The sequence below is a fragment of the Leptospira semungkisensis genome (genome assembly GCF_004770055.1).
In the GTDB taxonomy this organism is placed as follows: domain Bacteria; phylum Spirochaetota; class Leptospiria; order Leptospirales; family Leptospiraceae; genus Leptospira_B; species Leptospira_B semungkisensis.
This window is the reverse complement of the sequence record NZ_RQEP01000005.1, coordinates 83,465-98,133: the sequence shown is the minus strand read 5'-3', so window position 1 is coordinate 98,133 and position 14,669 is coordinate 83,465. Positions and strand designations below refer to the sequence as shown.

The following is a 14,669-nucleotide window of genomic DNA, read 5'->3' as shown; positions in this document are numbered from 1 at the left end:
GCGAAAGTTTTCTTGATTAGCCCGATCGATTGTCGGGCTAATCTCAATCAAAAAGACAAGAACTGGAAACTAATCGCCTTTGTTGCAGGAGATTGACTAAACTCTCGAAAGTCTTTCTTCCATACCTTCTGCGACCTTGCGGACATCCTTCTTATTGATGACTACTTCGTAGGCTGCATACATAATAGGAACGTCCGTAGGATCTATCTTCATTAGGTTCGGCATTACTTTCAGACCATAAAATCCGTTAGACATCTTTTCGGACGGACGTCCGTTTGCGATATCATAGCCGGTCTTTCTGTCTTTTGCATCCGTTCCGAAACAAGAAAGCATGAAGTCAGTGAGTCCCGATAATCCTTGGAAGGTTTCTTGTTTTCCTCCCATCTGCACTCCTACCTTTACCATTTCATTGAAGAAACGATTGGAAAGATGGAAGAGAGAATTATCCACATTCCCACCGAGAGTCTGCTCAAAATGACCTTCTACAATTCCCATAACGAGAGCGTAGATCGTTTTGAGAGCTCCTCCAAGCTGCACTCCTTTCACGTCTGTTGGAATGATGGCCGGTCTCGGGAAGATATAACCTGTAGTTAACAATTTTTGAATACGTGGAATGAGGCTTTCGTTTACGGCAGCAATCTCGAATCCGGAGATCTTTCTCTCCATGATCTGATCCGGATAAGAAGCTCCGGAGATGACTCCGATCCTATCGTCTTCTAACCCGAGGCCTTGTTGTAGATCGTCCAAGATCAAACCGGAACTTGTAAATCCTTTGATGATATTGAAGAAAGGCGCCTTGTTCTTACTTAAGTAAGGTTGCAGATCCGGATAGATCGTATGCAATTCCCAAGGATTGGTTCCTTGGATGAATAAGGTAGCATTCTTCAGATCTTCCGGATCGGAAGTAAATGTCAGGTTGGGTGGAAGCTTGTACAGAGAATAAGTTCTTAGATCCCTTCTCTCTATATTGGATTGGGAAGTATAGCTTTGGTCCGGATGATATACTTGAACGACTACATCCTTGTTTGCAAGCACCGTTGCGATTGCAATTCCCATGCTGCTGTTTCCAATGACGACAACTTTCTCATTTGGTTCTTTCGGTACCTTGATGAGTTTGTTTTGGTCTCTGGAATCCGCGCTATATAGGTTTCGATAAATACCATGTTGGTGCTTGTTCAGATTTTGTCCTACAAGCAGAGCAAGATTATCGATCAGGAATTGCTTCTTATCCCCATGTTCCGGAAAAGGAAGATGCTCTACGTCTTTTGGAAATGTTGCCATTTCCTTTTTAGAGAGATCTCCGACCAGTACTGGTTTGCCGATCGTAAGCTTTCCTGCAACCTGATTGAATAGAAGGCTAGTTGTAGGAAGAATCTTGTCCGTCTTCTCTAAAGAAATAGGAAGGATCACCTTATTCGCAACATAATGATAGACAGTGTCCACGAAAGGCATCAATCTTCCGTCTCTGGAACGGGTTCCTTCGGGGAAGATGGCAGCGATCTTTCCTTCGCTTTGTAGTTTCTGAGAATGACGGAAGGCTCTCATGTTGATCTTGGTCATTAAATCCGAAAGACTTGGGTTATCCGCCATGTCCCTCTTGGAGCAGACCAGAAGTGTTCCGAACATATACAGACCGAGTCTGGTAAAATCGGGTTCGTATGCCAGACGACCGGCGATAAAGACCAGTTGCTCTGCGACTTCTCTTCCTTCTGGAGAAGCATGGTACAAAAGATGAAAGATTGCAGGAGCGTCTAAGTGGCTCAAGTGATTGGAGATCAGAGTGACAGGATATTTTCCGATCAGAGGTTTTACTGCAGCAAGGTTTTCGATCCCTTCTACAGTGAAGAATTTCATAATAGGAGAAAGGAACTCGATCATGAACTCTCTTGCCTTTTTCTCAGGAGGAGTATACACACCGATTTTTTCCAGGGAAGAAGGGTCCTTGAAAACATCCATGACCGGAGGCATAGGAGTGACTGAGCAAAGGTACAGAAATTTCTGGAGTATCTTCTTTGCTTCTTCTTCGCTCATTCCCGATCTTTTGAAGAGGTGAATGTTCTCGAAGAATTCCTTTTGCCATCTACCGACGGATTGCTCTTTTTCTGCCATGGTACGTCTCTGTCTTTGATCTAGCGGTGGTTCCCGGTTTTCGGTTGGAGTAAGATCGAACTTACGGTTCGTTACGAGATTTCCGGAGAATACTTTCTATCCTTGGAAGGCTTATTGTCATTCTATTTTTTGGGAAAAACGATTTGAATTCTACCCTATGCAAAACGAACTGTTCTTTGGGGCTTTCGCAAAGAGCAGATGACACATAATCCTCCAGAGTTTAGTGAGAAAAAATGGATACCGGACGGCTTTCACTTTCTCGGTCCGAACGAGAGCTCGGAAAGACGCAAACTTCTAGATTCTTTAAGCTCAGGCCTGAAAGGTTTCGGTTACTCCGAGGTATTTTTACCTTCTTTCGATTATTCTTCTTCCTTTCTTCTCACCGTTTCTGCCGAAGATTCCAGCGCTCTCTATAGATTTAGGGATTCAGATGGGAATGAGATCTCTCCCAGCGCAGATCTTACCGTTCAAGCAGTCAAGGGAATGGCCGGTTTTGCGCACCGCAAAGAAAACCAACGCATCTTTTACCAAGGAAAGATCTTTCGGGACTATGGTAGAAAGAGCGGCTCTAGAAAAGAAGTCCTACAGATCGGAGCAGAGCATATCGGAGGCTCGGGAGCTTCTGCCATATTAGGGATTTTGAAAGAGATTTCTTCCCTATTCTCTGCGCTTTCTTTAAAGTCTCCGCTAACGATCGTTTTGGGGAATGTGAACGTATTTCACTCCGTTCTGGAATCCTTGGATCTTTCCAGAAGTGAGAAGAGACAGTTATCGTTTTTATTATATAGAAAAAACCTTCCTGAGATCCGTCGCTTCTTGGAAAAGAAGGGGGGAATGAAGATTTATCCGGTACTCGAAGCTCTTTGCCTAGGATTCTATTCCAACGCAGTGGACTTGGCTTCTAAATTTTCTTCCGCTGGGCTTTCTGATTCCTTCCAAAAGATTGTCTCCGATACGGGGGAGATACTCAAGTCTTTAGGTCAGGTTCCAGGTGTGGAGTTCTGTGCGGATTATACTCTGATCCCGGATCTAGAGTATTATACCGGATTTGTTTTCCAAGGATATGTTTCCGGAAGCTCGGAGCCAGTTCTGACAGGAGGTTCTTACGATCATCTCTACGAACTCTTCTCCGGAACCCAAAAGGATGCCTGCGGATTCGCAGTTCATGTAGATGCATTAGAGAGCATTCTTTGAGAAGAATATGAACCTATTAATAGATCATTTAAATAATAAAGAGAAAGAAAATAAGGAAATCCTATGCCCGCAACATTAGTGGTCGGAACCCAATGGGGTGACGAGGGGAAAGCCAAGGTAATTGATTACCTTTCCAAAGATACAGATATCATAGTCAGATACCAAGGCGGAGCTAACGCCGGCCACACTGTTGTGGTTCACGGAAAGAAATACGTTTTTCATTTGGTCCCTTCCGGGGTCATTTATGACCAAACCGTTTGCGTGATCGGAAACGGAGTCGTATTGGATCCGATCTTCTTTATCGAAGAATGTGATAAGCTCCAGGCCGAAGGGTTTCCTGTTTACGAAAAACTTCTGATCAGCGACGCCTGCCATCTTCTATTCCCATTCCATGGATTGATTGATTCTGCGAGAGAGACTAGCTGTGCTCCTGACCGCAAGATCGGTACCACTAAGAAAGGGATCGGTATCTGCTACGCGGATAAGATGATGAGGATCGGTCTTCGTGTTGGAGATCTTTTAGAAAGCGATTTCGAGACCAGGCTCCAGCATTTGGCGGATGAGAAGAATAATGAGCTCACCAAACTCTATGGTGGAGAAGTGATCTCCACGAAAGAGATCCTGGAAGGAGTGAAGAGATTCTATTCCAAGATCCAAAAGAATATTATAAATACCCCATATTATTTGGAATCCCAACTCAAGGCAGGAAAGAAGATCCTTCTAGAAGGAGCCCAAGGAACCGGACTGGATGTGGACTTCGGGACATATCCGTATGTGACTAGTTCCAATCCTACAACTGGAGGAGCGTTTATAGGTTCCGGGATCGCCTTCCACCATTTAAAGAGTGTGATCGGGATTACTAAAGCGTATACCACTAGAGTAGGAGAAGGTCCATTCCCCACCGAACTATTCGGAGAGGAAGGAGAAAGACTTCGCACTTTAGGAGCGGAATACGGAGCAACTACCGGGAGACCGAGACGTTGCGGCTGGTTCGATACGGAAGTTCTTCGCCATGCAGTGAGGATCAACGGTCTGACCTCCATATCTCTTACCAAGATAGATGTTCTTTCTGCGTATGATAAGATCCCTGTCGCAGTTGCGTATGAAAGAAATGGAAAGAAATTGGATTGTTTCCCTTCACAAGGCTTGGACCAAGTGAAAGTGATCTACGAAGAATTTCCTGGCTGGAAATCCGATATCACCGGGATCAACGAATTCGATAAATTGCCTTCTGCTTGTAAGGATTATATCCGCGCTTTGGAGAAATTGATCGGAGTTCGTATTGATTTGATATCTACCGGACCGGATAGAAAGGATACAATCGCTTCCGGATTTTGATTTCGGAAACTTGTAAAAATCCTTCGAAATTCGTTTGACCAGCGAGGGTCGAAAAATATCGTGTTCTTACGTTCGAGTCGTTAGCTCAGTTGGTAGAGCATCTCACTTTTAATGAGAGGGTCTTGGGTTCGAGTCCCAAACGACTCAGAACACAACTAAATTAAATCGAATAAACGCCGCCATCGTCTAGTGGTTAGGACACCAGGTTTTCATCCTGGTAACCGGAGTTCAATTCTCCGTGGCGGTACCACTTCTTCCCTTTTTCCTTTTCTTAAAAATCAATCGTTTATAAACTTAGGCCTTCTCTTTTCCAGAACCGCTTTCAGTCCTTCTTCGAAATTGCCTACTACGAAGGGTTTGAATTCGCTGATCTGATTTTCGACAGGAGAATTTAATTCGGAGATCATATCTATACGGATCCCTTTCTTAATAGATTGAACGCTAGCTTGGGGAAGGTCCATAAACCCTAACATATAAGATTCTGCTTTTTTATGCAGTTCTTCCGGTGCATGCAGGGAATCTACCAGTCCGATCGACTTTGCTTCTTCCGGCTTAAAGGCTCTGCCTAACATAGCGACTTCTCTCAGGTTTGGTCTTCCTACAACGGACTCGATGATCCTTAAGAGAGTCGGAGGAATTGTCAGTCCTACTAATACTTCCGAAAAACAATAACGTGCCTTTCCTTCGGACATGAATCTGAAATCTGTGAGTATTGCGAGAACTGCTCCTCCTGCCATTGCATGTCCGTTGATGACGGACGCTTCCGGCTTTGGAAAAGAATAGATGACTCTCATCATTTCGAAGAGCTTTGCGAATACTTTGATCCTTCCTTCTGCATTTCTTTCTAACATATAATTCGGATCCAATCCGTTGGAGAAGAATTTGTCCGACTTAGATCCGATGAGAACCGCTCTGACGCTTTTCTTATCTGCGAGAATTCGATGGGCTTCGATCAACTCGTCCATCAGTTCTTCGGTCATTTCGTTTGCTGGTTGGTTATCCAACCATATCCAAGCGAGGCTTTCTTTCTCTTCGATCCGAATATGTTTCATCTTGTTTGATTCTCTCTAATATTATATAAGATCAGGTTACTGGATTATCAGGAAGGAGTCCTAGTAAGTTTCAATCTCTTTTTTGCATATACCATGCAGACAGAGTTCAGCTCGCAAGACTCGCAGAGTTCACGAACATATTGAGATTTACATTTCCTTAAAATTCCTAATCTGCATAAGGCAAAGTCCATTCTTAAAGGATCTTTCGGATAGAATCTTTGGAAGAAGTCAGTGATCTCCCTAGATTTCTTGAAGTCGGAAGTCTTTCGGTTTGTAACCCCAAGTATATTTGCGAGACGATTGATATGTGTATCTAAAGGAAATAATAGCTCTGAGGTGGGAATGTTCTTATATAGCCCTAGATCGGGAGCTTCTTTACGAACCATCCATCTTAGGAACATACAATAACGTTTGTGAGCAGACTTGGGATTTCCGATCCCGATCAAGAATCCAAGTCCATAAGATCTCCAATTCGGATCTAACGACTCTAGAATTTGAGAGAATCTGGATTGAAATCCTGTGATCCTTTTTTCTAAACCTTTTTCTTTTTCGTTTAGAGGGCGAAACCAAGGCTCTAAAAATTTCTCTCCATTCTTCTCCAATTCCAAATAGGCTAAACGCAAAGCCTGTAGAAATAGAAGAGTGTCTTTTTCCTTTTGAAAGCGATAGGCTCCTAATTTATTCTTCCAGATCTTGGTTCCTTGGCTTAATAGATATTTCTTAGGATGCTTTCCCATAGGCTCGAGTAACCTAGAAAGAAATCCGCGGATTGCAGCCACATTCCCGTACGCGAATAGCGCAGAGAGAAGTCCGACTAGTTCCTTATCTTCTGGAGAATCGTAGAGATAGCAGAGAAAGAGAGGATCCGAATCCAGAAACTCAGGTTTTGTATAAGAACGATATAGCTGATCGAAACTTTTCTTCAGCTCCTTGTCGGATCGGATAGGATGAGCATTCATTCAAAAAAATTAAGAGGCAGCTTTGGCCCTCAGAGCAATATAAGAACGAGACGCTAATTTTCTTTGGAGAATACTTTCCATAAAGGAAGAAGCTTCCAAAAGTTTAGAAAGATCTATTCCTGTTTCGATTCCGGATTTATGAAAATAATACACCAGATCTTCGGTAGCTAAATTTCCGGAGGCTCCTTTCGCATACGGGCATCCTCCCAATCCTCCAGAAGAAGAATCGAAGGAGCGGATTCCCATCTCGTAAGATTTCTGCACGTTAGAGATAGCCATTCCGTATGTATCATGGAAATGCCCAGCAAGTTTATCAGCAGGGATCTCTTTGAGTAAAACATTCAAAAGAGTTTCGACTTCGGATGGAACCGCGGTGCCTATCGTTTCACCGAGTGAGATCTCATAAGCGCCCTGGTCCAAAAGTATTTTAGAAACTTCTAATACTTTTTTGGGATCTATTTTTCCTTCGTAAGGACAATCGATCACTGTGGAGACGTACCCTCTCACTTTTAGGCCATCTTTCTTTGCCTCTTGAAATATCTCTTTGAAGCCATCTATAGATTCTTGGATCGTGCGGTTGATATTCTTTTTTACGAAACTTTCGGAGGCTGCAGTAAATACAGCGACTTCCTTATAACCGGCTTCGAGTGCGGCTTGGTATCCTTTTAAATTCGGAGTGAGCGCGCTGAATTGAGTCTTGCCATTCAGATCCAAAAGAGAAGAGAGCTCCTTTGCGTCTCCTAACTGGGGAATGTTTTCTTTTCTCACGAAAGAAGTGGCTTCTATATGGATCAAACCTGCTCGGATGAGTTTTTGTATGAACTCGAATTTGTCTCGAGTGGGAACTTCCGATTTTTCATTTTGGAGCCCGTCTCTTGGGCCAACTTCCGTGATTTTCAAAGCCATGATTTAAGGGATTGGTTGTCAGAATTCTAAGCAAGCACTAAACCGGTATCGATGATCCGGAAAGAAGAACCTATTTTAGTCTTAGAAGATGTTTCTCTCTTCTCTTCCGAAAGAACCTATTTATCCCAAATCAATCTCGAAGTAAACTCAGGGGAATTCTTAGGAATTTTAGGTCGATCCGGTTCAGGAAAGTCTACGCTCTTACGTTACATATTAGACCTTCCGTTTCCTTCTTCTTGGAAAAAAACAGGCAGAGTACGTTTCTTTGGAAAGGAGAAGAAGGAGATTCCAGCCAGATGGATCCAGCCAGTTTTTCAGGACCCTGTCTTGGGCTTCAATCCCACTTGGACAATTGAAAAAAGCTTAAGAGAACCGCTGCGCTTATTCAAAGAAGAAGAAAGGTTCGAAACTCTATTAGAAAAATGGAATCCTATACTGGGCTTGGAAGGAAAAGATAGGAATCGTCTTCCTTCTTCTTTTTCCGGAGGAGAATTGCAGAGATATTCCTTGATGCGATCCTTACTTTGTGAACCTAAGATATTGCTTTTGGACGAGGCTACATCTGCCTTGGATCCATTGATCAATGAGCAGGTGCTTACTGCTCTTGCGGATCTGAATCGAAAAGAAGGGACCACTATTCTTTGGGTGACTCATAATGTTAAGTCCGCTAAGAGGTTTTGTTCGAGGACTTTCGAGATACTTGCTCCGGTTTGAATCAAAATGAAAGAGAGAATTTCTACTCTCTAACAATCATAAAATTCTCAACTCAAACGAAATTCCAAGTCTAAGACCTATGTCCAAGCAAAAGATCCAATTTGTTCTCTTTATTATTTCAATCGTATCATTCTTCGCTTCCTGCGATGCAAATGGACCTTTTGGTCCCGGTCTTTTAAAGGATGCGAAAGCCCAGTCAAATCCGGTTCAATCTATCGTATTTGTTCCAGGATACAAAGGTTCGGAATTAGTAAAAAAAGAAGGGGACTCTTGGAATAAGATTTGGTTAACTCCTCGCCAAGCTCTTGGTCTTTCTCATCCGGACCTGAGTTATAAAGAAGGAGATGCGATCCAGGAAGGAGGAGTTCTCGGATCCGTGACCCTGATCCCAAAAGTTATCGACGTTCAAGTATATTCTCCCTGGCTGGAAGCACTTCGTTCTTCTAATCTAAAGCCCTATGTTTTTCCGTATGATTGGAGAAGGGATAACGGTGAGACCTCTAAACATTTGGAATCTTTTTTAGAGAAGGTAAAGTCGGAGAACGGAAATATCGCGCCTATCGTAGTCGGTCATAGCAACGGAGGAAATCTCACGCTTTCCGTTCTGAATCGCAGACCGGACCTGATCGGAAAGGCGGTGTTTGTAGGAACTCCTTTTCATTCAGGCATCGGTTTCATGGAGGATCTGATTCCCGGAGTATCTACTGGATTGAACGGAAAGATAGCGGGAGCCTGTGTCGTCTCCACGTTTGTGTCCGTTCTTACCTTCTTTCCTAGAAATCAAAGTTTTGATACAAAGGAAGTTCTGACAACTCTTAGTGGAGAGCCGATCCAAGTAGAATTCTTTCAAGCGAAAGATTGGAAACGACTTCAATTAGGAATTTATAATAAAGCATCCGGTTGTGCTTCGGAGCCTAGTTTGGAATCCTATCAATCCAATCTGGACAAGGCACTTTCTTTTCGTAATTCCCTCGAACCTAAGAAGAAGGGAAAGCTTCCTTCTGTTCTAGTCGTTCATGCTACAAATCGACCCACTCTTAGAACATTGCCTGGCGAAAAGAAAGCAGAGGATTGGATTTGGTATTTCGAGAAAGGAAAAAGAGTTCCAGGAGACGGTAGAGTCACTGCAGAAAGTTCTCTTCCTCCGGAGGGGATTCCATACGAACTTTTTGTATCCGAAGCGGAGCATTCCGCACTCCTAAATGATCCGAAGGTACAGCAGAAGATTTTGGAATTTGCGGAAAAGCGTTAGTTTTCTTTGATTTGAGTTGTCTATTTAAGCTCTCTTTAAAAGATGCCGAATAAGTGCCTTTAATGGCAAAAGTTTGGATTTTGGAGAAAGTTATTCGTGACACAAGTCAGAAATTTATTATTTATCGTACTATTTTGTTTTTTATTCGTACATTGTGAGCAGCACGGCAGCAAGCACTTTAAAGGCATTGTATCGTTTTCACATCCAAGTGGTTCTCCTTCCTTGCATTATACTGCTTCCTCTTCAAGCCAAGATGCAAGTACAGACGATGATCCGAGCACCTTTCTTTTTTTTGGTGGGATTAACTCGATTACATTAACCCCCGGGATTAGTACGAGCATCTATAATACGGACACGTCACTTCATAATCCGAGTAATTATACTTTCGCAATTTCCCCTAGTTTGCCATCGGGCCTTACCTTTACTCACGTAACACCGGATGGTTTTGAAGGAAGGATCATGGGAGCCGCTTCCGTTGTTTCTCCGAATACAGTATATACTGTCGTTGCAACGAACAATAGCGATCCAACTATGATTTTAAGCACGGAAATAAGTTTGGAGTTCTTACTCCCGCCACCTCAATATATTAACTATTATTGCGATGCTTGTAGTTTTCCAGCTGGGATTGCCGTTTCGCTAACACCTTACTATTTGCCGAATAATAGTGTTTTAGCGAATTCTAATATTTCCAATTGGAGTATAAGTGATCCGCTCCCATCCGGTATCAGTTTCAATGCTACTACCGGCGTGATTTCGGGAACCCCAACTGCTGTAACTTCGCCGATGTCACTGAATATATACGGAGAAAACACAGCCGGGACGGCAAGAGCGAATATTAATACGATAGAAGTTGTTAGTATGCTTTTCGGATATAACTATACGAATGCGCAATTTTACACTACGATGCCGATCAATTCTTTCGTAGTGAATTCGCCTTCGGTGCAATCAGCAACGACTACAACTTTTTCTATTTCGCCTTCGCTTCCCTCTGGTTTATCCTTTAATACTTCAAATGGAACTATTAGTGGTACTCCAACTGCTGTGAGTCCTTCTACTACTTATACTGTTACTGGGACGAATACATACGGTAGTAAGTCGACAGCTCTTAAATTTTCTGTCCTCGATTCAAACTACTTATGCCAGTATGTTGGTCCAAGCGGTGGTTGCTATGGAGCTACTCCGTATTCTTGTAACGCATCTTCTATGTGTTATTCAAGTCCAAGTTATTGTGCAAGTTCGTCTCCTTGCATGTATTATTGAAATAGAAGGGGCCGGAAGACGATTTCATACTTAACCTAATAAAAAACCCCGAAGCGATTTGTCGCAACGGGGTCTCAAAAAAGATACGGAACCTTTCGGATCAGAACTCGATATGATACAAGTTCTTACGGTCTTTTTTGTCCTTATACAAAGCTAAGAGAACGTCTATCCGATAGATGGACGAACGAAGGCTCGCTTCTAATAATCTTAAAGCTTTGATCTGGTTTTCGAGAGACATCTCACTCAAGCGGGTCACTTCCGTCTTCTCGAAGACTTCGTGAGTCACTTCGCTTGATTTTAAGTCGGCCGGTTTAAAGACGATTTTCTTGTTCTCGAACATCACCTCATAGTAGATCCTTTTGCTTTCGGATGCTAGGGTAATATCGGAAACCTTTCCGCTGTTGAATTGGAAGGTTATGTACTTAAATAAGTTACTCTCATAACCGTCCTGAACTTGGAAAGGAATGTCTTCCGTGACAATGGTTTGGCGTTTCTCATACTTCGGCATCAAGACCACGAGAATATCGTGTTTGCGCTCCAAGTCTTTCAATCTCTCGTTGATGGTAGTTTCCAACCCAACGATGATCTTTTTCAGGGACTTGGTGTACTCGCTTGTCTCATCCTGAAACACGTCCGCTTGATTGACCTTTTGTTTCTCTTGGGCCAGCAAAGGAACGAAGAAGAAGAGGGCCGCCAACGCGAAAAGCCTGGTTTGGTTTTTCATTGGATCCTCCGCCCTCAAGGATGGACGGTTTCCACCGTCTTGCCAAGTCTTTTTCGAGTTCCCGAAGGTGCCCGGCTATTGCTGTTCTTTCTCCGCTTCTTCGTCTGCGGCTTTGATCTCTGCGAATCTTTTGGCAAGGTCCCTTCTTCTCTCTATAATTTTTAAGGAGAATTCGGAGAAGAAAGGGTCGTTCGGGTATTTTAGCAGTTCTTCATATTCTTTGGCAGCCGTGACATAATCGCCAATCTTACTAGCTGTCTCCGCAAAGAAGAAATGAAATTTTTTATTGTACGCTCTCTTCTTCCCTTGGTCATCATAGAGATCCGTGTTCCTTAGGATCTTGTAAGCGAAATAATCCCGACCGCCCATGATCTCTAATCTTGCCAGTCCTAGTTTTGCGTCTGGACTATTCTGATCAATGGACAAGGCTTTTTTAATATAGATATTCGCTCTGTTCTTTAGATCCGTTTTGATATAATGTTCTGCAAGAAGGACCAGCGCTTCCGTTTGAAATTGATTCCTCTCCACTGCCTTTTTATAATAGATTACTGCTTGGATCTGCTCGTTCAAAAGCTCGCATAAGACTCCGAGGTGTATGTAAGTTCTGTAATATTGAGGAACTTCCGCCGCAGCATATTCGAATTGAAGCACTGCCTTTTGATAATTCTTCTCTATATGATGAGCTCTTCCTAAATTATAACGGAATGCAAAGAAGGAAGGATCGAATCTGACTCCTGCCTCTAACATAGAAATTGCAGTTGCTCTTTTTTTAGGATCTGCGGTTTGCAATAATGCCACCGCTTCATTATTAAAATTTCCGCAATTTGTGATCTGCTTTCCTTCGTATTCGAAACTTGCTTTCGATGCAGGAGGAGGACCTTTCCAATGTCTGCCCGCTGCCACAATGAAATCTTGTTCTGAGCGTGCCAGGCTTCCGTCTTGATAAAACTCAGGATCTAAGAATTCATTCTCTCCCCAGAGAATTCCGGCATATTCTATGCCTCCGATCTTGAATTGAGCATGGAGGGAATGAGAGAAGAGGCAAAGCAAGGAAATGCAAAGCCGGAAATTTAAGCCTTGTAAATACCGTTTTAGAAGGGAGATTGTCCTCATTGGTCTCGACTCAAACATCAATTCCCGTATTGGAATGTTCCGGTCTATCTTATAGTATCGGAAGAAAGTCCGTTTTAAAGAATGTATCCTTTTCCGTTTTTAGAGGAGAAGTGCTTTTCGTAAGGGGAATGAACGGCTCAGGCAAGACTACTCTTTTAAAATCCATTTTGCAACATGATAAATTTAAGAAGGAGATCCGCTTTCCTGCTTCGGGAACGCCTAGGTTTTCCTATCTGGGTCATGAACTTGGATTGTATACCACTCTTAGTTTGGAAGAAAATCTAGAATATTTTAGGGGAATTGCCGGGGATTGTCGTCCTGAAGATCAGATAGAATCTTGGCTTAGGGATTTTCGACTTTGGCAAAGAAGAAAGGATCCTGTTTCTTCTTTTTCGCGGGGAATGAAACAAAAGGCCGCCTTGGTCCGTGCTCTGTTGCCTAATGTGGGTCTTTATCTTTTGGATGAGCCATTCACCGCATTGGATACGGAAGGAGAGATCAAGGCAAAACTCGTTTTAGAATCGGTGCTGCAAACTTCTGCCTTAATCCTTGTCACTCACGATCCAAATTTGAAATTATCCGCTCCGAGTAGGATCTTGGAATTGGGAGATCCTTCCAAATGAAAGCAATCTTAGCTCTGGTCCGAAAAGAATTCCGACTCTTGGGAAGAGCAAGCAATGGAATCCTTTCCTTGCTCGTGTTAGTTTCCGCAATGGTGTTCTTATTTCATTATGCATTGGAAAGAAACGGAGCCATGGACGGGATTGCTCTCATCGGTTTGAAATGGTCCATTCTATTTGTAGCATCCTTTGTGTTAGTCGGACAATTCACTTGGGAAGAAAGAGAAGCAGGGGGAGGTACTGCGAGCCGCCTATTCATTTCTCCTTGGATCTTATTCTTATCCAAATCCATCCTTGTTTTTATCGCGCTATCCTGGACTAGCGTGTATCTATTAGGATTATTCGCTCTTTTCTTCTCCGCTTTTCCTGCAGAATGGGCGGAGGTTGGAAGACAATTGGTTTTCTTTTTGCCTGGATTGCTTTGCCTTTCCTTCTTGGGAGTCTGCCTTTCTCATATTAGTTTGTCTTCTCGCTTGAAGGAGATCCTTCTTCCGTTATTACTTGTACCTCTTTCCATACCGGTTTTCTTGTACGGAATGGAAGCGGAGAGAAAATTTGCCACGCAACCTTTTTCTGCCTTAGTCGGATCCTTTTGTTTGCTGCTTGCATTCTCTCTTTTTTACGGATCCATGGGTGCACTTCTGGTAGAAATGACTTCCGACGATTAGGATTCTTCTTGATCGGAAGATAGGATACGGACACACTTCCAAGCATAATGAACATTCGCCTCGCACATCCGGTTTGGGATTGGATCCTGGCTATCGCATTTTTTTTATTTTTTCCCTTTGCAGTCTTGCTCGGTTTGTATTATCCGAATGTGATTTTGGAGCAGGGGATATCTCATCGGATTTTCTATTTTCATGTTCCGGTCGCCTGGGTTGCGCTCTATGGTCCCGGAATCTCTGCGGTTTGTGCGGTAATTTATCTGGTTACTAAGTCAAGGATCTGGGACACTCTTTCTCTTTCTGCAAATAAGATCTCTCTCCTATTTGCGATTGGTGTTTTGTTTTCGGGACCTATTTGGGCGTATCTCGCCTGGGGAACTCCTTGGGACAGCACGGATGCTCGTTTGAATTCTTTCTTCGTATTAGTATTGAGCCTGGTTGCTTATTTCCTTCTTCGTTTCTTGATAGTTGATCATAATAAGAAGTATATCTTCTCCGCATTTTTGAGTTTGTTCTGTACCGTAAATGCGATCCTAACCTGGGGAGCGATCCGTTGGGTGGATAATCCGGGCAATCATCCTTCTTCCGTTTTGGGAAAGAAGGGAATGGACCCTGACATGAGAATTTCTTTTTGGGCGGGAATTCTCGCCTATCATTTGCTCTTTTTAGTACTGTATAGATTGGTTTACAGACTGGATAAGATGCAGGCGATCAAAGAAGAGCTACAAGACTAAACGTATCTTAATTTAAAAAGATCTAATAT

Annotated in this window: 14 protein-coding genes and 2 tRNA genes; 10 read left to right on the top strand and 6 right to left on the bottom strand. The window is 43.0% G+C overall.

Features of this window, described 5'->3' with window-relative positions; all coding sequences use genetic code 11:
* Nucleotides 1-96: 96 nt before the first annotated feature.
* Complete coding sequence (locus EHO59_RS00575) at nucleotides 97-2,109, bottom strand: 1-acyl-sn-glycerol-3-phosphate acyltransferase (RefSeq protein WP_135583740.1); 2,013 nt, start codon at nucleotides 2,107-2,109, stop codon at nucleotides 97-99.
* A 198-nt stretch (nucleotides 2,110-2,307) separates the two neighbouring features.
* On the opposite strand from EHO59_RS00575, the gene EHO59_RS00570 reads away from it, so the two are divergent.
* The 4 genes from EHO59_RS00570 to EHO59_RS00555 all read left to right on the top strand — a co-directional run bounded on the left by EHO59_RS00570 (nucleotide 2,308) and on the right by EHO59_RS00555 (nucleotide 4,891).
* Nucleotides 2,308-3,303: an ATP phosphoribosyltransferase regulatory subunit gene (locus EHO59_RS00570; RefSeq protein ID WP_135583738.1), complete on the top strand. Its 996-nt coding sequence runs from the start codon at nucleotides 2,308-2,310 to the stop codon at nucleotides 3,301-3,303.
* Between the two features lie 63 nt (nucleotides 3,304-3,366).
* A complete protein-coding gene (locus EHO59_RS00565) occupies nucleotides 3,367-4,641 on the top strand; it encodes an adenylosuccinate synthase (RefSeq protein WP_135583736.1) in 1,275 nt (424 codons plus the stop codon).
* Between the two features lie 74 nt (nucleotides 4,642-4,715).
* Nucleotides 4,716-4,788 (top strand) — tRNA-Lys (locus EHO59_RS00560).
* Nucleotides 4,789-4,816: 28 nt separating this feature from the next.
* Nucleotides 4,817-4,891, top strand: a tRNA-Glu gene (locus EHO59_RS00555).
* Between the two features lie 28 nt (nucleotides 4,892-4,919).
* Here the strand turns inward: EHO59_RS00555 and EHO59_RS00550 are convergent.
* From EHO59_RS00550 to EHO59_RS00540, 3 genes are read right to left on the bottom strand one after another with little or no spacing between them, the layout of a single operon-like run.
* The gene (locus EHO59_RS00550) at nucleotides 4,920-5,693 is read right to left on the bottom strand and encodes an enoyl-CoA hydratase/isomerase family protein (protein WP_135583734.1); all 774 of its coding nucleotides are present in this window, start codon (nucleotides 5,691-5,693) and stop codon (nucleotides 4,920-4,922) included.
* Between the two features lie 47 nt (nucleotides 5,694-5,740).
* A complete protein-coding gene (locus EHO59_RS00545) occupies nucleotides 5,741-6,652 on the bottom strand; it encodes a TIGR02757 family protein (RefSeq protein WP_135583732.1) in 912 nt (303 codons plus the stop codon).
* 9 nt (nucleotides 6,653-6,661) lie between these two features.
* The gene (locus tag EHO59_RS00540; protein ID WP_135583730.1) at nucleotides 6,662-7,558 is read right to left on the bottom strand and encodes a hydroxymethylglutaryl-CoA lyase; all 897 of its coding nucleotides are present in this window, start codon (nucleotides 7,556-7,558) and stop codon (nucleotides 6,662-6,664) included.
* A 51-nt stretch (nucleotides 7,559-7,609) separates the two neighbouring features.
* Here EHO59_RS00540 and EHO59_RS00535 point away from each other — a divergent pair, with 51 nt between their 5' ends.
* From EHO59_RS00535 to EHO59_RS00525, 3 genes are all read left to right on the top strand, one after another.
* Complete coding sequence (locus EHO59_RS00535) at nucleotides 7,610-8,272, top strand: ATP-binding cassette domain-containing protein (protein WP_135583728.1); 663 nt, start codon at nucleotides 7,610-7,612, stop codon at nucleotides 8,270-8,272.
* Between the two features lie 79 nt (nucleotides 8,273-8,351).
* Nucleotides 8,352-9,524 (top strand): alpha/beta hydrolase, encoded by a 1,173-nt coding sequence (locus tag EHO59_RS00530; protein ID WP_135583726.1) that lies wholly within the window; start codon nucleotides 8,352-8,354, stop codon nucleotides 9,522-9,524.
* A 222-nt stretch (nucleotides 9,525-9,746) separates the two neighbouring features.
* Nucleotides 9,747-10,784, top strand: a complete 1,038-nt coding sequence (locus tag EHO59_RS00525) for a putative Ig domain-containing protein (RefSeq protein WP_135583724.1) — start codon at nucleotides 9,747-9,749, stop codon at nucleotides 10,782-10,784.
* A gap of 100 nt (nucleotides 10,785-10,884) precedes the next feature.
* Here the strand turns inward: EHO59_RS00525 and EHO59_RS00520 are convergent, their stop codons facing one another.
* On the bottom strand, nucleotides 10,885-11,508 hold the full coding sequence (locus tag EHO59_RS00520; protein WP_135583722.1) for a hypothetical protein: 624 nt from the start codon (nucleotides 11,506-11,508) through the stop codon (nucleotides 10,885-10,887).
* Between the two features lie 75 nt (nucleotides 11,509-11,583).
* Complete coding sequence (locus EHO59_RS00515) at nucleotides 11,584-12,621, bottom strand: tetratricopeptide repeat protein (protein WP_135583720.1); 1,038 nt, start codon at nucleotides 12,619-12,621, stop codon at nucleotides 11,584-11,586.
* On the opposite strand from EHO59_RS00515, the gene EHO59_RS00510 reads away from it, so the two are divergent.
* Genes EHO59_RS00510 through ccsA form a run of 3 tightly spaced genes read left to right on the top strand, consistent with a single transcriptional unit; the run spans nucleotide 12,621 to nucleotide 14,640 of the window.
* Nucleotides 12,621-13,244: an ABC transporter ATP-binding protein gene (locus tag EHO59_RS00510; RefSeq protein WP_135586360.1), complete on the top strand. Its 624-nt coding sequence runs from the start codon at nucleotides 12,621-12,623 to the stop codon at nucleotides 13,242-13,244. The two genes, EHO59_RS00515 and EHO59_RS00510, sit on opposite strands and share 1 nt — an antisense overlap.
* A complete protein-coding gene (locus tag EHO59_RS00505) occupies nucleotides 13,241-13,909 on the top strand; it encodes a heme exporter protein CcmB (protein ID WP_135583718.1) in 669 nt (222 codons plus the stop codon). Before EHO59_RS00510 ends, EHO59_RS00505 begins: the two co-directional genes overlap by 4 nt.
* A 47-nt stretch (nucleotides 13,910-13,956) precedes the next feature.
* The gene (gene ccsA / locus EHO59_RS00500) at nucleotides 13,957-14,640 is read left to right on the top strand and encodes a cytochrome c biogenesis protein CcsA (RefSeq protein ID WP_135583716.1); all 684 of its coding nucleotides are present in this window, start codon (nucleotides 13,957-13,959) and stop codon (nucleotides 14,638-14,640) included.
* The last annotated feature ends 29 nt before the right edge of the window (nucleotides 14,641-14,669 follow it).